Origin of the sequence: Actinomadura sp. 6N118 (genome assembly GCF_044326415.1) — a bacterium.
Classification (GTDB): Bacteria; Actinomycetota; Actinomycetes; order Streptosporangiales; family Streptosporangiaceae; genus Spirillospora.
Map to the genome: position 1 here is coordinate 107,035 of NZ_JBIRAZ010000016.1, position 14,747 is coordinate 121,781.

12 protein-coding genes are annotated in these 14,747 nt (G+C 70.5%); 4 read left to right on the plus strand and 8 right to left on the minus strand.

Annotated elements, in window-relative coordinates; genetic code table 11:
• Nucleotides 1-4: 4 nt before the first annotated feature.
• Nucleotides 5-421 carry a Fur family transcriptional regulator gene (locus ACH34W_RS35755; RefSeq protein WP_395965582.1) on the minus strand — a complete coding sequence of 139 codons (417 nt, stop codon included), beginning with the start codon at nt 419-421 and terminating at the stop codon, nt 5-7.
• A gap of 352 nt (nt 422-773) precedes the next feature.
• Nucleotides 774-1,274, minus strand: a complete 501-nt coding sequence (locus tag ACH34W_RS35760; RefSeq protein WP_395965583.1) for an FABP family protein — start codon at nt 1,272-1,274, stop codon at nt 774-776.
• A 167-nt stretch (nt 1,275-1,441) separates the two neighbouring features.
• Between ACH34W_RS35760 and ACH34W_RS35765 the strand changes: the two genes are divergently transcribed.
• Both ACH34W_RS35765 and ACH34W_RS35770 read left to right on the plus strand, forming a co-directional pair.
• Nucleotides 1,442-1,804 carry a DsrE family protein gene (locus tag ACH34W_RS35765; protein WP_395965584.1) on the plus strand — a complete coding sequence of 121 codons (363 nt, stop codon included), beginning with the start codon at nt 1,442-1,444 and terminating at the stop codon, nt 1,802-1,804.
• A 110-nt stretch (nt 1,805-1,914) separates the two neighbouring features.
• Complete coding sequence (locus tag ACH34W_RS35770) at nt 1,915-2,937, plus strand: TerC/Alx family metal homeostasis membrane protein (protein WP_395965585.1); 1,023 nt, start codon at nt 1,915-1,917, stop codon at nt 2,935-2,937.
• 25 nt (nt 2,938-2,962) lie between these two features.
• Here the strand turns inward: ACH34W_RS35770 and ACH34W_RS35775 are convergent, their stop codons facing one another.
• Together ACH34W_RS35775 and ACH34W_RS35780 are read right to left on the minus strand one after the other, a co-directional pair.
• The gene (locus ACH34W_RS35775) at nt 2,963-3,709 is read right to left on the minus strand and encodes a type 1 glutamine amidotransferase (protein WP_395965586.1); all 747 of its coding nucleotides are present in this window, start codon (nt 3,707-3,709) and stop codon (nt 2,963-2,965) included.
• A complete protein-coding gene (locus ACH34W_RS35780; protein WP_395965587.1) occupies nt 3,699-4,949 on the minus strand; it encodes a MurT ligase domain-containing protein in 1,251 nt (416 codons plus the stop codon). The genes ACH34W_RS35775 and ACH34W_RS35780 overlap by 11 nt, the downstream gene beginning before the upstream one ends.
• A gap of 466 nt (nt 4,950-5,415) precedes the next feature.
• On the opposite strand from ACH34W_RS35780, the gene ACH34W_RS35785 reads away from it, so the two are divergent.
• Together ACH34W_RS35785 and ACH34W_RS35790 are read left to right on the plus strand one after the other, a co-directional pair.
• The gene (locus tag ACH34W_RS35785) at nt 5,416-6,945 is read left to right on the plus strand and encodes a hypothetical protein (RefSeq protein ID WP_395965588.1); all 1,530 of its coding nucleotides are present in this window, start codon (nt 5,416-5,418) and stop codon (nt 6,943-6,945) included.
• A gap of 233 nt (nt 6,946-7,178) precedes the next feature.
• Nucleotides 7,179-7,916 carry a hypothetical protein gene (locus ACH34W_RS35790; protein WP_395965589.1) on the plus strand — a complete coding sequence of 246 codons (738 nt, stop codon included), beginning with the start codon at nt 7,179-7,181 and terminating at the stop codon, nt 7,914-7,916.
• 60 nt (nt 7,917-7,976) lie between these two features.
• Here ACH34W_RS35790 and ACH34W_RS35795 read toward each other — a convergent pair whose 3' ends face one another.
• The 4 genes from ACH34W_RS35795 to ACH34W_RS35810 all read right to left on the minus strand — a co-directional run bounded on the left by ACH34W_RS35795 (nt 7,977) and on the right by ACH34W_RS35810 (nt 14,531).
• Nucleotides 7,977-10,973, minus strand: a complete 2,997-nt coding sequence (locus ACH34W_RS35795; protein WP_395965590.1) for an ATP-binding protein — start codon at nt 10,971-10,973, stop codon at nt 7,977-7,979.
• Between the two features lie 36 nt (nt 10,974-11,009).
• On the minus strand, nt 11,010-13,115 hold the full coding sequence (locus tag ACH34W_RS35800; protein WP_395965591.1) for a hypothetical protein: 2,106 nt from the start codon (nt 13,113-13,115) through the stop codon (nt 11,010-11,012).
• A 371-nt stretch (nt 13,116-13,486) separates the two neighbouring features.
• A complete protein-coding gene (locus ACH34W_RS35805; RefSeq protein ID WP_395965592.1) occupies nt 13,487-14,128 on the minus strand; it encodes a hypothetical protein in 642 nt (213 codons plus the stop codon).
• Nucleotides 14,129-14,282: 154 nt separating this feature from the next.
• The gene (locus ACH34W_RS35810) at nt 14,283-14,531 is read right to left on the minus strand and encodes a hypothetical protein (RefSeq protein WP_395965593.1); all 249 of its coding nucleotides are present in this window, start codon (nt 14,529-14,531) and stop codon (nt 14,283-14,285) included.
• Between the last annotated feature and the right edge of the window lie 216 nt (nt 14,532-14,747).

Here is a 14,747-nt window from a genome sequence, read left to right on the forward strand (position 1 = left end):
CAGACTATTTGGTCGGGCAGTCCTTGCAGCGGCCGAAGACCGTGAGGTGATGCACGTCGGTCTCGAACCCGAAGTCGCGTTCCAGTACCTCGGCCAGCCCGGCGGCGACCTTGGGGTCGACGTCGGTGACCGTCTCACAGCCGCGGCAGACCAGATGGATGTGCTCGGCGTCCTCGGCCAGGTGGTAATTGGGCGGGCCGTGGCCCAGGTGGGCGTGCTTGACCAGCCCCAGCTCCTCCAGGAGCTCCAGGGTGCGGTAGATCGTGGAGATGTTGACGCCACGAGCCGTGCGCTGCACCTCGGTGCAGATCTCCTCAGGCGTGCCGTGCTCCAGCGCGGTCACCGCTTCGAGGACGAGCTGCCGCTGCGGGGTGACGCGATAGCCCCTCGACCTCAGCTCCTCCTGCCACGTCTCGGCCATGCTCAGAGTCTATGTGCCCGGGGTCTGGGATGAGATCGCGAAAATCCGCTTGCCCGATTCCGTTCGGCTCGCATAACTTGCGAAGTACGCGCGAAAGGAGGTGGTCCAGACAATGCATAGTTCTAGGACTCGCGAGGTGGCTGTCCGCTAGTCGCCGTTCCGCCTCGGAGCCGCCGCCCCTGGCGGCGGCACGCACGGTCGCGACGGTGACCGGCGAAAACCAGGCAGTTACCCGATCCTCGGACCGGTGGACCCGTCCTGTCCGCCCCCCGCCACCCGGCGGGAAGGTCCGGGGATCGTTTAATTCCCGGGGCCTGCCAGGCGTCCAGACGCGTCCAGCTTCCAGAACGTGTCAGGTGACCTTCTTGAGCTGCGCGGACAGGTGCGACTGGAGGGGCTCCCCCACCGCCGCCATCTCGTACACCCAGCCGAGGTCGCGCTTGCCGTCCTTCTCCGGCATCAGGCCGTACAGGCGCTTGCCGCCGGTGACCTCCTTGGCCGTCTTGGTCCGCGCCACCACGTCGCTGAGCAGCTCCACCCGGTGGAACGCGACGTTGCCGACGTAGATCTCAACGATCCCGGTGGGATGCGCGAGCGTCACCTCGACCTGGTTGCCCGGCTGCGGCCGCCAGTAGCCGGTCTCGGTCGCGAGCGGCCGGCCCAGCGAACCGTCGTCCTCGATGAGCCAGCTGCGGCTGGAGTAGATCAGGAACGGCTTCCCGTTGTGGGTGAACGAGATCTCCTGCCCGAAGCGGAACTCCTTGATCGTGGGATAGTCGCCGACGCCGGCGCCTTCCCACGTGCCGAGCAGGAACTTCAGGGGTTCGAGGTCGGGGTGCAGCTGAGGCTCCATGTGCACCGAGCGTAGCGGCTACCGGAGCCGCGACAGCCGTACGACAAGCAAGACGGCGCCGACCGCCATCAGCCCGAGCACCCCAACCAGAATCGCCGCGTTCACCATGCCGCTCACGGAGGGGGACGCTACCGCTTTCGCATCCCCTGCGGGGTTAGGGTGCCAGTATGGCGAGATCTCTGGTGATCAAGGCGACGGCTGGGGCCGACGGCGCGGAGCGGTGCAATCAGGCCTTCACGGTCGCGGCGGCCGGTGTCGCCAGCGGCGTGCCGGTGTCCCTCTGGCTGACGGGCGAGTCCGCGTGGTACGCGCTGCCCGGCCGTGCCAAGGAGTTCGAGTTGCCGCACGCCACGCCGCTCGACGACCTGCTCGACGTGGTGCTCAAGGGCGGCCAGGTGACGGTCTGCACGCAGTGCGCGGCGCGGCGCGACATCGGCCAGGACGACGTGATCCAGGGCATCCGCATCGCCGGTGCGCCGACGTTCGTCGAAGAGGCCACCGCGGACGGGGCACAGGCGCTCGTCTACTGATCCTCGGCTCGGGGGCCACGGCCAGGGTGATCTGCGTCGCGGCGGCGTCGCTGATTGATCCGCCGTAGATCGGACATAAGGCTCGACGACCCGTCCCCGAGGGAGGCCGTGTGATCGAGATCCCGGTGTGGCTCTGGGGTGCGACGATCGGCCTGATCGTGGCGCTGTTCGTGTTCGACCTGCTGGTCGCCGTGCGCAGGCCGCACGCGGTCGGACTGCGCGAGGCCACGTTCTGGTCGGTGTTCTATATCGCGGTCGCGATCCTCTTCGGGCTCGCGCTCTTCCCGCTGGCCGGCTCGGGCGCCGGCACCGAGTACTTCGCCGGCTGGGTGGTGGAGAAGAGCCTCTCGGTCGACAACCTCTTCGTCTTCGTGATCATCCTGTCCCGCTTCAGCGTGCCCGAGGAGTACCAGCAGAAGGTGCTGCTGTTCGGCATCGCGGCGGCGCTGGCGCTGCGGGCGGTCTTCATCGCGGTCGGCGCGGCGGCGATCAGCATGTTCTCGTTCACGTTCCTGATCTTCGGCCTGGTGCTGCTGTGGACGGCCGTCCAGCTGATCCGGCACCGGAACGAGGATCCCGACGTCGACGACAACTTCCTGGTCCGCCGGACGCGCAAGATCATGCCGCTGACCACCGACTTCCACGGCGGCCGGATGTTCGCGCACGAGGACGGGCACCGGGTGATGACGCCGATCTTGCTCGTCTTCGTCGCGATCGGCAGCACCGACCTGCTGTTCGCGCTGGACTCGATCCCGGCGGTCTACGGCGTCACCGAGGAGCCGTTCATCGTCTTCGCCGCCAACGCCTTCGCCTTGCTGGGCCTGCGGGCGCTGTTCTTCCTGGTGGAAGGGCTTCTCGTGCGGCTGGTCTACCTGGCGATCGGGCTGTCGCTGATCCTGGCCTTCATCGGCGTCAAGCTGATCCTCGCGTTCGTGCACGAGGACGTCAGCAAGTCCGTGCCCGAGATCCCCACGCCGCTCTCGCTGGCCGTGATCCTGCTGGTCCTGGTGGTCACCACGGTCGCCAGCCTGGTGCGGTCCAGGTCCCACCCGGAGGAACGCGCGCACGCCGCTTCCCTGCGCAAACGCAAGCGCAAGCGCAAGGAGGAAGAAGAGGAACCCGCCCGCTCGTAGGCGGGCGGGCCCCCAGGGCTCGCTGTCAGCCGGTGGTGACGACGGCGTTAAGGCGTTCCTCGCGCAGCCGTCCTGCCCAGGAGTCGTCGATGGGCTGGAGTTCGGCGCCCACGGCCCAGCGGAGCACGAGATCGGCAAGGCCCGGGTTGCGCACCAGCGCGGGGCCGTGCATGTACGTGCCGAGGATCCGGCCCGCGTAGGCCCCCTCGGTACCGTCGCCGCCGCCGTTGCCGATGCCCGCCACGACGCGGGCGAGCGGCCGGGCACCCGAGCCGATGTAGGTGGCGCCCTGATGGTTCTCGAAGCCCGTGATGCGCGGCACGTTCAGCTCGCTGGCGACATCGCCCACGACCTCGCCGACCGCGCGCTGCTCACCACGGCCACTGCGGATGTCCAGCAGACCGAGGCCGGGCACCGGCTGCCCCTCCTCGCCGCCGAACTCGTGACCGAGGATCTGGTAGCCGGCGCAGACCGCGAAGATGACGGCACCGCGCTCGGCGGCGACCCGCAGGCCGCCGTCGTTGCGGAGGCGCTGCGCCGCCAGGATCTGCGGCCGGTCCTCACCGCCGCCGAGCAGGTAGACGTCGCCGTCCGGCGGCACCGGCTCGTCCGACCGCAGGTGCACGGTCTCGGTCGGGATGCCGCGCAGCGCGGCCCGGCGCTCCAGGACGATCGTGTTGCCCTGGTCGCCGTACGTGGAGAGCAGGTCCGGGTAGATCCAGACGATCTTCAGCGGGCGGTGGGGCCCCGCGTTCGTGGGGTCAGACGACACGGCCGTACCTCGTTCGGATGTTCTGGAAGGCGGTGTAGTTGGCGATCACGTCGAGCGGGCCCGGCGGCACCGCCATGACGGCCTGGTCGATGTCGTCGACGATCGTGAACGGGACCTCGGCGGCCTCCAGCCGGGCGGCGAGGTCGACGCGGCGTTCACCGGTCACCCAGACCGGACGGCCGCGCAGGATGCGGTAGTCGACGTCCCACAACCACGACGTGTCGCGGCCGTCGGGGCCCTGCGCGTTGATGGACAGCGCGACCGGCCCCGGCGCGGGCTCCAGCACGTCGAACGCCTCCAGCCAGCCCGCCGGATTCTTGGAGAGCAGCAGGCGGATGTGGCGGTTTTCGTGCTCGACCGTGGTGTAGCGGCCCGCCACGGACCGGACCTCGCCGAGGAGCGGCAGCGCATGCTCCGGCGGCACCCCGAACTGCGCGACGACCGCGAGGGCGATCACGGCGTTCGACTTGTTGGCCCGGCCGGGCAGGGCGAGCTGCGACAGCGGGAACATCCGGCCATCGGGGGCGGTGACCTGGTCGCCCTTCAGCACCCAGTCGGGCTGCGGGCGGGCGAAGTGGCACTCGCGGCAGCGCCAGTCGCTGTCCTCGTCGGTGTCCTGGCGGTCGAGCGGGCCGCCGCACTCGGGGCAGCACCAGGAGTCCTCACGCCAGTGCTGCCCGGCGGCGACCCACGTCACGCTCCTGGCGGTGGAGGCACCCCAGGTGACGAGCGGGTCGTCGCAGTTGGCGATGACGTGGCTCTGCGGCGAGGCCTCCAGAGCCTTGCGCCACTTGCCGGCGAGCAGCCAGATCTCGCCGGCGCGGTCCATCTGGTCGCGGCTGAGGTTCATCAGGGCGATGACGTTGGCCCCGGTCTCCCTCAGGACCATGGGGACGTACTTCTCGTCACATTCGAGCACGCCGTAGCGGGCACCGGGCGCCGAGGCGAGCGCCGACACGTGCCCGGTGGGCATGTTGGCCCCGAACGCGTTGGTGGCGACCTCGCCCAGGGGGGTCATCGCCGATGTGATCAGCCGGGTCGTGGTGGTCTTGCCGTTGGTCGCGCTGACGAGCACGAGCTTGCGGTCCTTGGCGAGCCGGGTGAGCAGTTCGGGGTCGAGCTTGAGGCCGACCTTGCCGCCGATCACCGACCCGTCCCCTTTGCCGGCGAGCCGGGACATCTTGGCGGCCGTACGACCGAGCGCGACGGCCAGCTGCGAACGCAGTGGAAGATCGCTCATGGACTCCGTCTTCTCTGGTGTGCGGGGGGGCATCTGGGGCGCCTCGGAAAGTCGCCCCGAGCCTAGCCGGAACCAGCGGCGATCTCGCCACAACGTGATGAGATCGCACGCCCGTCATGCCCGCCGCACGTGAAAAATGCGACGAGAGTCACACGATCTGAGGTAAACCACTTGGCTCGATCTTGACCGATCTCACCGGGGCATGGTTCGGTGCCAGCCCCGGATGGCTGCGGCTCACCTACGACAAACCGGATGAACGAGTCGCAAAATCGCCATCGGCGCGCCTGAGAGCGACGTCAACCAGTACTTTGTCGGGGGCCCTGCTGTTTCGTGGGGAAAGCGGCGACAAGGCGAGGTCTGAGCGATGCAGTGTCCGACGTGCGGTACGAACACGCCCGGGACGCTCGGCAGGTGTTCGAACTGCAACGCAGTGATAGACCGGCTCGCGGGACCGCTGGAGACTCCGTTGAGCGCACCGGTGGCCGCCGATGCCGAGGTGGTCGGCGACAAGACGATGATGGTGCCACCGCCGACCCCGGCCTGGGCACCGTCCCAGGATGCGGCGCCGGGCGGTCTGCCGCCCGCCCCACCCAGCACCCTCCCGCCGCCACCCGCGCCGGCCGAGGGCTTCTCCCCGGCGTCCTCGGGCGGATTCCCGGCTGCGTCCGGCCCACACCCGACCACGTCCGGCCCGCACCCAGCTGCGTCCGGCGCGCTCCCGCCCGCCGATCCCGAATCGACCGCCGCGTGGACGTTCGACCCCGACGACGACATGGATGACGGTCCCGCTCCGGGTTCCGGACCCGGCTCGGGTGGTGCGCCGGCGGCGTTCGGCGCCGCGCCGCCGCCTCCGCCGCCCTCCTGGGCGGGCGCGGGCGCCGGGCCGTCCCCGTACGGCAGCGAGCCGCCCGCCGAGTCGATCGTCCCCGATTCCTGGTTCGCCCCTGCTCGCACACCAGACGAGCAGTCGCAAGACGCTGCCCAGGCCACCCAGCAGTGGGCGCCACAGTCTCAGCCCGCCGAGCAGTCCTGGGGTATGGACGCCACCCAGGTCGCCCCGCCCGCCCAGCATCAGCAGCAACCGCTGGATGCGAACGCGACGATGATGGACCAGGGCCGACCGCAGTTCGACGGCAACGCAACCATGCTCGATCAGGGCATGCCGCACCCGAACGCGCCCTTCTCCCCCGGCATGGACCCCTACGGCTCCCCCGGCATGGACTCCTACGGCATGCAGCCCGGCGGCATGGATCCCCACGGCATGCAGCCCGGCGGTATGCAGCCCGGCGGATTCCCGGGGCAGGGCGGCCCGATGGGCCCGCACGGCATGCCGGGCGACCCCGCGTACGGCGGCCAGCTACCGCCGCGGTCCTCTGGCGGCGTGAGCAAGGTGCTCGTCATCGCCGTGGCTGCCTTGGTCGTGGTCGCGCTGGTCACCGTCGGCCTGGTGATGTGGCCGGAGGGCGATAAGAAGCCGCCGGCCGCCAAGCCGCCCGCGACCACGGCGCCCAACAAGAAGGTGTCCGACGACAAGCCGCTCCCCGTGGCCACCAAACAGCAAGCCGCGGCCGTGAACGAGTTGCTGAACGCCAGCGCCGACACCCGCCGGGTACTCACGGCCGCGATCGGCAAGACCCGCAAGTGCGAGGACCTGCCTGCCGCCATGAGCGGCTTCCAGCGAGTGGCCCAGCGCCGGCAGAACCAGGTGCGCCGCACCGATGGCCTCAAGGTCGACAAGCTGAGGCGCGGCGAGCAACTGCGCGCCGCGCTCCGCCAGTCGTTCCAGGGCTCGCTGGAAGTGGACCAAGCACTCATGACGTGGGCGCAACAGGCCCAGCAGAACTGCAATGGCAAGCCCAAGCCGGATGCCACACAGGCCCCTGGCCGCGCTGCTGCGGAACGCAAGGCGACGCTGGGGAAGAAGCAGCTCGTCAAGCTGTGGAATCCGATCGCCAAGAAGACGGGACACTCCCAGCGACGCTGGAACGGCGTGTAGGTATCTTGACGGCCTGTAGGTATCTTGTGACCGAAGGTTCCCCCTAAGTAAGGGCAGGGCTTGGTATGCGGTGCCCGCGATGCGGTAGCGAGGCCGATCCGGCACTCTCCACCTGCCCACGGTGCGATGCACCCCTGGGTGATGACGCGACGGCTCCGGACCCGGGCGGACCGCGGTTCGGCTCGTCCGACCGGCCTCCGCCTACGCCCTGGTCACCCGCTCCCCAAGAGCCGGTGCCGTGGTCGCCGCCACCGCAGTCCGACCCTTGGGCACCGCGCGAAACGCCGCACGAGCCGTCGGCGGGTGAGACCTCGATCTCGCTGTCGCGCGAACCGTGGGACGAGCCGGAGATCTGGCAGCCGCCGCCCAGCAGGAAGAAGAAGAAAGCCCTTCCTCTCATCCTCATCGCCGCGGGCGTCGTGCTGCTCGCTGCGGTGGCGTCGGCAATCGTGTTCTGGCCGGACGGCTCGTCCGACAATGCCGGGCCGCCGCAGCCGCAGCAGAGCGGGAACGTCCAGGAGACCCAGACCGGCGATGACGGGACGCCGTCGGCGACGACGTCGGCGACGACATCGGGGCCTGGGCTGACCGAGCAGGCCGGCAAGGTCGACGCTCTGCTCACCGAGATGGTCGCGACCCGGTCAGAGCTGGGCACGGTCACCGGTGACGGCGAGTGCGAGAGCTCCGGCCTGCAGCGGATCCGGACCCAGCGCCAGGATCAACTGGAGAAGGCGCGCGCCCTCGAGGTCAGCGCCTTGGAGAGCGGCACCGAGATGAAGGACGCGCTCGTCCGGGCGCTCCAGGCGTCGGTCGAGTCCAACCAGCGTTACCTGGACATGGCGCCCGACTGCCCGTCGACCGCGACCGACGCGGACAGCCGTGCCTCCCAGGCCAAGTCCGACTTCGTCCGGTACTGGACCCCGATCGCCGAGCAAGCAGGCCTCCAGACCCGTTCCGCCGACGCCATCTGACACCGACCGACCCCGCCGACCGACCCCGCCGCCCGATTCGGCCTGCCCGCAGCGAACGCCTCAATCGGTCGGGAACGGCAGGCCGGCGTCCGGGTCCTCGAACGGCGCGATGAAACGCTCCGGCCAGCTCAGCACCGGATCGAGCCATGAGCTCACCCGCATGGTCTCGGCGACGTGCGCGAGCTGCTCCTCGTCCGACAGCCCGATCCCGACCACCGCGAGGTCGCGGACGAAGCCTTCGTGGTGGTCCTCGCCGGCGAGCGCCGTGATCGCGATGGGCCGGTTGCGTTCCAGCTCCATCGACAGCGGATGGCGGCGCAGCGCGCGCAGCCGATGCCCGAGCTTGGGGTCGGCGGGCTGCTTCAGCCCCGGGAGCTGGTAGTCCAGCGGCGGCGCGGGCGCGTGCTTGTCCGGAGCGCCGGAGCCGAGCGGGAAGAGCCGGTCCATCTCATGCAGCCAGCGCAGCTGCGGGATCACCCAGGCGGGTCCGGGCAGTCCCCCCGCCAGCCCGTACGAGCCGCCGAGGAGCTGCTGCGCGGACGCCGCCACCGTCGCGGTGAGCTCCGATGGCGCGAACGCGTTCCGCAGCGCCCACGCCCTCCTTGTGACCGCGCGCTCGACCAGCGTCGCCAAGGTGCACTCGCGCAGGCGCGGCATGAGACGCGACCAGGCACGGCCGAGCTCCACCGGTACGACGGGCAGCGGGCGGTTGGTGACGTGGGCGAGAACGAGCGTGTCCGTCCAGAGCCGCAGCCACGCCCAGTCCGAGTTCCCTGCCATCAGGTCGGCCTCACGCAGCTCGTACAGCGAGCACGCGCGCCCTGAGCGGCACTCCACGCCGCACGCGGCGGAGCGCCGGCCGTCCACCGGAGGCGGCGGGCCGGGCTGGACGGCCTCCCGCCCCTCGCCCAGCGGCACCCGCACCCGCAGCGGCCGGTCCATGCCGTCCGCGAACACCGCGGCGACGCCCGGCCGCAGCGACACCACCTCGCGGGACTGCTCGGTGTCGAGGTTCATCGCGGCGCCGACCTGGTGCCGGTCGTCGTACGCGGGGAGCCGGTGCACGACCTTGAGCGCGGTGTTCTTGATGACGTCGGGGACGAGCTTGGTGGGGATCTGCTCGGCGACGATGATGCCCTCGCCGTAGGCGCGGATCTCGGCGAGCATGCCGGCGAACAACTCGACCGCGTGCGAGCTGGTGCGCTCGGGCCCGCGGTTGCGCAGCAGCCGGTGCGCCTCCTCGATCACGATCACATGCCGCAGGCCCGGCGAGGTCCCGCTCCCGGCGGCCCGCGACCGCATCCGCAGGTGCTCGACCACCCGGATGATGAGCGTGCCCATGAGGAACGCCTTGTCCTCGTCGTTGGCCACGTCCTCGATGGCGAGCACGATGTTCTCGCGCAGCATGCCGCCGATGTCGGCCGGATGGCCGCCCTCGAAGAACCGCCCGGCCGAGCCGATGCGGAGCGACCGCAGCCGGACGTCCACGAAGCCCTGGACGTCGGCCATCAGCTCGCGGCCGTACCCGACGTCGCCGATCACCTGCAGCGCCGCGTTCTGGAGTTGTTCGAGCGTCGGCACGGCGGGTTCGATGAGCGATCCGGGCACGCCGGCGCCGGTCACCACGTCCCAGCCGTTCGACTCGTACACCCGCTGCAGTGCCTGCGCCATGATCTGCGGGAACGGCTCCTCGGCGTCGAACGCGGCCTGGAACAGCGCGCGCACCATGTCGATGTGCGCCTGCACCGGATAGCCGGGCTCGGGTGCCAGCGGGTTGACCGACAGCGGCACCGACGCCGGGTCGGACGGGTTGACGACGGTCACCGGGCCGCCGAGGTCCTCGATGCGCCCGGACATCGCCGCGTACTCCGACTTGGCGGGCTCGATCGCCAGCCAGGGGATGCCCGCGCGGGTCAGCTGCTCCAGCAGGTGCCGCACGGTCTGCGACTTGCCCGAACCGGTGGAGCCCGTCACGAACACGTGCCGGTTGATGGTCGAGCGTGGCACGGTGAACCGCCCGACTTGCCGGTCCTGCCCGTCCAGGATCGCGCCGAGCTCGATCCTCGGCTCGTTCGCGTTCACCGGAACGGCGTCGTCGGTCTCGGACGTCACGTCGAAGTAGCCTGCGTCCAGCACCCGCAGCCCCGGCACCTCGCGGCGCGGAAGCCCGGCCAGCGCCGCCAGCGCGCCCGCCGTCGCCACGAACGGGTAACGCTGCTCCGACTCAACCGCGGGGCGGGCGAGCGCCGGGCTCGACGCCGGGGGACGCAGGATCTCGCTGAACGTGCCGCTGCCGTGCCCCGAGCGCAGCCGGTACGGATGGTGGCCGAGCTCCATCGAACCGACCAGCACGGGCGCGATCTGGCTCAGCTCGGTCTCGGACGCGGCGCCCGCGAGCACCCGGACACGCCAGAGTCCCGCCTCCCGGAACGCGTCGAGCTCAGCCAGGCGCTGGTCGGCACGTGCGACCGCCAGCCGCGCCTGCTCGTCCTCGCCGCGCCGCAACATGCGCAGCTCGTGATGTAGGTCCCGCATCTCGGTGTCGAGCAGCCGCTCGTCGCACGGGTCGGCGACCACGAACCAGCCGAACGGCCGTTCCATCAACGTCATGAGCGTCGCCTCGAAGAGGCTCGCGCCGTTGTCGGCCGACTTCACCTGCGGCGCAAGACGGCCGGGACACCGCGTCCACACCATCCGCTCGGCTCGCCGCAGCCAGCCGTCACCGATCGGCACGCCGCGCGCTCCGCTCGGGAACAACAGACCTTGATGGGCCTCCGGGCCCGGGCTCACGGGACCCGCGTTCGTGATGAGCTCCAGCGGCGCGCCGCCGCCCGGCGAGATCCACCCCACCACGAACGGCCGCTGCCGCCGTGCCGCCGATAGCACAGCGGGGAGCACGCTCACGAAGTCCCACTCGGCCGAGGCGTTCCGCTCGGGAGCGGGGATCGCCTGGATCCGGTACCAGGGTCCGGGGAGAACGGAGCCGTCCGCGCCGTGTTGACCGGCGGAGTGGTGCTGCGCGCCGGGAGGTTGACGCATGCTGGGGGCTGGGGTCACGCCAGCATCCTTACCTTCGCCCGCCCCCTAGCGCCACTACTCGGCAGGTGGTTTCGGCGGGGGGTCTGCGGCGTGCCTGCCGTTCTTCTTCAGCGGCGGCACGATGCGCTGCGGTCGCGGGCCGGTGCCCCTGGGCAGCGCGTGGCGCGCCCGCGACCCCCAGGCCGCGCGCGGCGAGGGCGGCACGTCGCGTTCCTTCTGGCCGGTCCGCTCGGTCGCGGTCTCGTCAGAGGCCTCCGGAGCCGCCTCCGACGCGGCCTCTGGGCTGTCGCGTTCCAGCTCGGCTTGCTGCAGCCGTTCCTGCTCGCGTACGTGCTCCTCGAACTCCACCGAGTGCGCGGTCGGCAGGGTGATGATGCCGGGGTTGGCGTCCACCAGCAGGATCCGGCGGCCCGTCGCGCCCGCGTGCGTGAAGACCATCGCGGTCAGCGGCAGCTCCTGGAGCTGCGGCGGCTCAATCAGCAGTTCGCGGAAGCGCTGGCGCGTCTCGGTGGCCGGGATGCTGCGTCCCCAGGCTGTGGACGAGCTGATGCCCTCAACCAGGGCGGTGTCGTCGGCCACCGGAGCCGGGAGCGCCGACCACACCGGGTCGGTGAGCTCGTCGCCCCGCCGCCGCGCGAAGGCGACCGTGCTGGCATAGGTCTCCCCCGCGACATCGGACAAGGTCTCCCCCGCCGAGTCGGTGATCTCGGCGACGAGGAGGCGGTGGTCGGCGCCGATGTGCTCGGCGGCGATGCGTGCGTCCTCCGGGTTGCCGAGCCTCATGAAGCCCACCGCCGCATGGCCGCGCCGCCCGAGCCGTTCCCTGACGTGCTGCGGGATCGACCGGTACATCAGCACCAGCCCGGTGCCCGTGGCCTCGCACGCGTCGATCAGACGGTCCAGAACGTCCCCACGCAGCTTCTCCGCGCCGCACAGGAACAGAGTGTGGTCCCACTTGCCTCCGGGCGGCGCCTCCCGGATCCGGTGCGTGAGAGCCGTCGTGACGTACGTGCCGAGCACCCGGTTGGTCAGGACGCCGGCCCGCCGGTCCATCGAGACCACGTGCAGCCGCGACGGCGGCAGCCGGACCGGCTCGGTCGCCAGCCGCTCCAGCTTGCGCAGCTGTGCCTCCAGCGCCCAGGCACGCCGCACCACGATGCGGTCGGTCGCGTCCCGCCCGAACAACGTCGCGATCCGTTCCAGTTGCTCGTCAGTCAGCAGCCCGCGCCGCAGGTCGTCTCTCGGGTCCCCCACCTGCGCCAGCACGCGGAGCGCCGCCGTGATCTGCGGGATCGTCACCTCGTCACCGAGGACCTCGATGAGCCGTTCCAGGATCGAGTTGTCGAACGACAGGTCGCGCGTGCTGCCCTGCTCCTCGCCCGCGCTGACCACCAGCGACAGCACGTCGGCGAGGGCCTCGGGCCCGAGCCCGCGCGTCGCGTCCAGTCGCGACAGGTCCGCGGGCAGCACCCACACCAGCGGGTCGTCGCCGCGGTCGGCCGCGAGCCGCAACAGGTCATGCGCGACCGCGCCCTCCGAAAGATCGATCACGGTCACCCGCGCACCCACCGCGAGCCGCGCCGCGCCCATGGTCGTCACCGAGGCCGACCATCCGGCGAGCGTCCCGCCCACCACATCGACACGGTCGACACCGGGCGGGACGGCCACGGGATACCACTCACGCTGGTTCTCGTACGCCCGCTGCCGGCGCTCCCAGTCGGCCAGCGCGGTCGCGTACTCCTTCTCGGCCGCGTCCCGAGCCCGGCTCCGCGCGGCACGTTCCCGCTCGCCCAACGCCCGCGCCTGCGCGATCCGCTCGCGCACAACGCGCTCGTCCCGCCACAGCGCCGAGCCGGTGATGCCGAGCACAACTCCGCAGGCCAGCAACGCCACCACCGCGAACGCCCAAGGCAGCACGCCGACGAGGCCGCACAGCAGGAAGAGCGCCATGCCGACCCCGGTGCCGACGCTGGCGATGCGCAGCGGGCGCCCGGCGAGGTGCTCTGCGGGCATGCGTTCGGGTATGCCGCTCGCCACCGGCTCCGCGGTCGCGGGCGGGGTGGGCGGTGGCCCGGGATCCGGGTGCACCTGTGCGTAGCGCCAGCCGACATAGACGCGATCGGCCTGTGTCAACCGCGCCATCGCGGACCCGCTCGCCATGTCCGTCACGTGGTCAAACCCCTGGGTGTTGCGGGACGGTAAGGAACGCCTGGGGGCTTAGTTGGGTCAGATTCCTACCCGCACAGAGTAAAGACGTTTCCGCCACAACGCGCCACATTCAACCGAACACGAATACCCATGGCCGACTTGAGCCACCAATTCGGTCACCCGGTTCACCTGCGGTAAAGATCGGACACACTGGGACTCAAGGTTGGCCGGATCCGGCCAACCTTGAGGTCTTTCCAGTAAGCGAACGAAGGAGTAACTGCGGCCCGTGGTGTCTGTGGTGCCGCCGACGAAGCCCTCCGCCAACACCCTGGCAGCCGACCGCCCAGCCTGAGCCGAGACGCCGCCTGACCTCGGTACCGCCGTCAGGAGTAGATCTTGGCGGCGACGGAGGCTTTTGCCTCCGCGTATGAGCGGAGGGCCGCCAGGTCGAAGCCGCCCCCCGCCGGGCGTTCCGGAACGGTCAGTCCGTCGGTGAGGGCCCAGCCGCTGCCGCGCTCGATGAGGGACCGGTGCTTGGTGGCGTAGTAGTCGGCGTTGATCGACACCGCGACGCCGCTCGCGCCCGCCGCCGCAGCCATCATGTGGAGGTGGAAGCGGGTCGAGATCCACGTCTGCCCGGGTCCTGCAGGGAGGCCGTGCCGCCAGACGCCCGCGAACGGATAGAAGCGCACGTCCGGCAACTCCGGCTCGATCAGGTCGAACACCGCCCGGTCCGCGCCCGGGATGCCCTCCACGATGCCGACACGGTCGCCGGTGACGCCCCAGGACCTCAGCGTGTCGAGCACGAACGCCGCCAGCGCTCCGCGGGGCATGTCCAGCAAGTCCGACTGCAGGCACAACATGACCTCGCGCAACGGCTCCTCAGGCCGCCGGTACAGATGCGGGCCGATCCCGAACAACATGTCGTCCCCGGTACGGCTGACGGCCGTCGCATCGCCGACCAGCTCCGCGGACGGCTCGTCCCGCACGTCGATGAGCTCGAAGCCCGACGCCAGCCCGCGCATCAGCGGTGTCGCGTACTACGGCAGAGGCCACAACCCCTGACCCGTCATCACAGCGCGACCGCCGGACCGCTGCACGGCCGCGGCCATCAAACCCGTAGTGCTTGGGCCAGATCTTGTTGATGTAGCCCCCGCCGATGATGTGCACCACCCGTGCTTAAGCGGCCACCTCAACGCCAGCCACCCAGCGGACCGCCATGCTCGGCGAGTGGACGGCCTGCCGCACCCAGCGCGTGACCTCCCACGGGTCGTCACCCGGCGCCTCCCAGCACAACCGCCCGAACGTGTCGGTGAACCGCGCCCTGGGATGGATGTCGCCCAGCAGCGCCGCCGCCGGTCCGGGACTCGGATAGTCCAGCCAGACCTCGGTCTCCGGATCCGTCTCAGCCAGGTACCGAAGCCACAAAGCCGCAACCAATTAATCGCCATAGCTCGGAAAGCCCGAAGTGCCGACCAGGTAGAACATCTCACACCCTAAATTACGACCTGGACAAATACCCACAAATCCTACCCGACCACCCAAGCGAACGAGCTAATGAATCAAGCTTCCAATATGGCAACGCACCAGACGCAGACCGGAAAATCTGCAAGCTACCAGCCTCTTCTAAGCAGGGCCAGCAGG

Coding starts and splice junctions, on each gene's coding strand:
- ACH34W_RS35755 (WP_395965582.1), bottom strand. CDS start 421: ATGGCCGAGACGTGGCAGGAGGAGCTGAGGTCGAGGGGCTATCGCGTC.
- ACH34W_RS35760 (WP_395965583.1), bottom strand. CDS start 1,274: ATGGAGCCTCAGCTGCACCCCGACCTCGAACCCCTGAAGTTCCTGCTC.
- ACH34W_RS35765 (WP_395965584.1), top strand. CDS start 1,442: ATGGCGAGATCTCTGGTGATCAAGGCGACGGCTGGGGCCGACGGCGCG.
- ACH34W_RS35780 (WP_395965587.1), bottom strand. CDS start 4,949: ATGAGCGATCTTCCACTGCGTTCGCAGCTGGCCGTCGCGCTCGGTCGT.
- ACH34W_RS35800 (WP_395965591.1), bottom strand. CDS start 13,115: ATGGCGAGCGGGTCCGCGATGGCGCGGTTGACACAGGCCGATCGCGTC.
- ACH34W_RS35805 (WP_395965592.1), bottom strand. CDS start 14,128: ATGCGCGGGCTGGCGTCGGGCTTCGAGCTCATCGACGTGCGGGACGAG.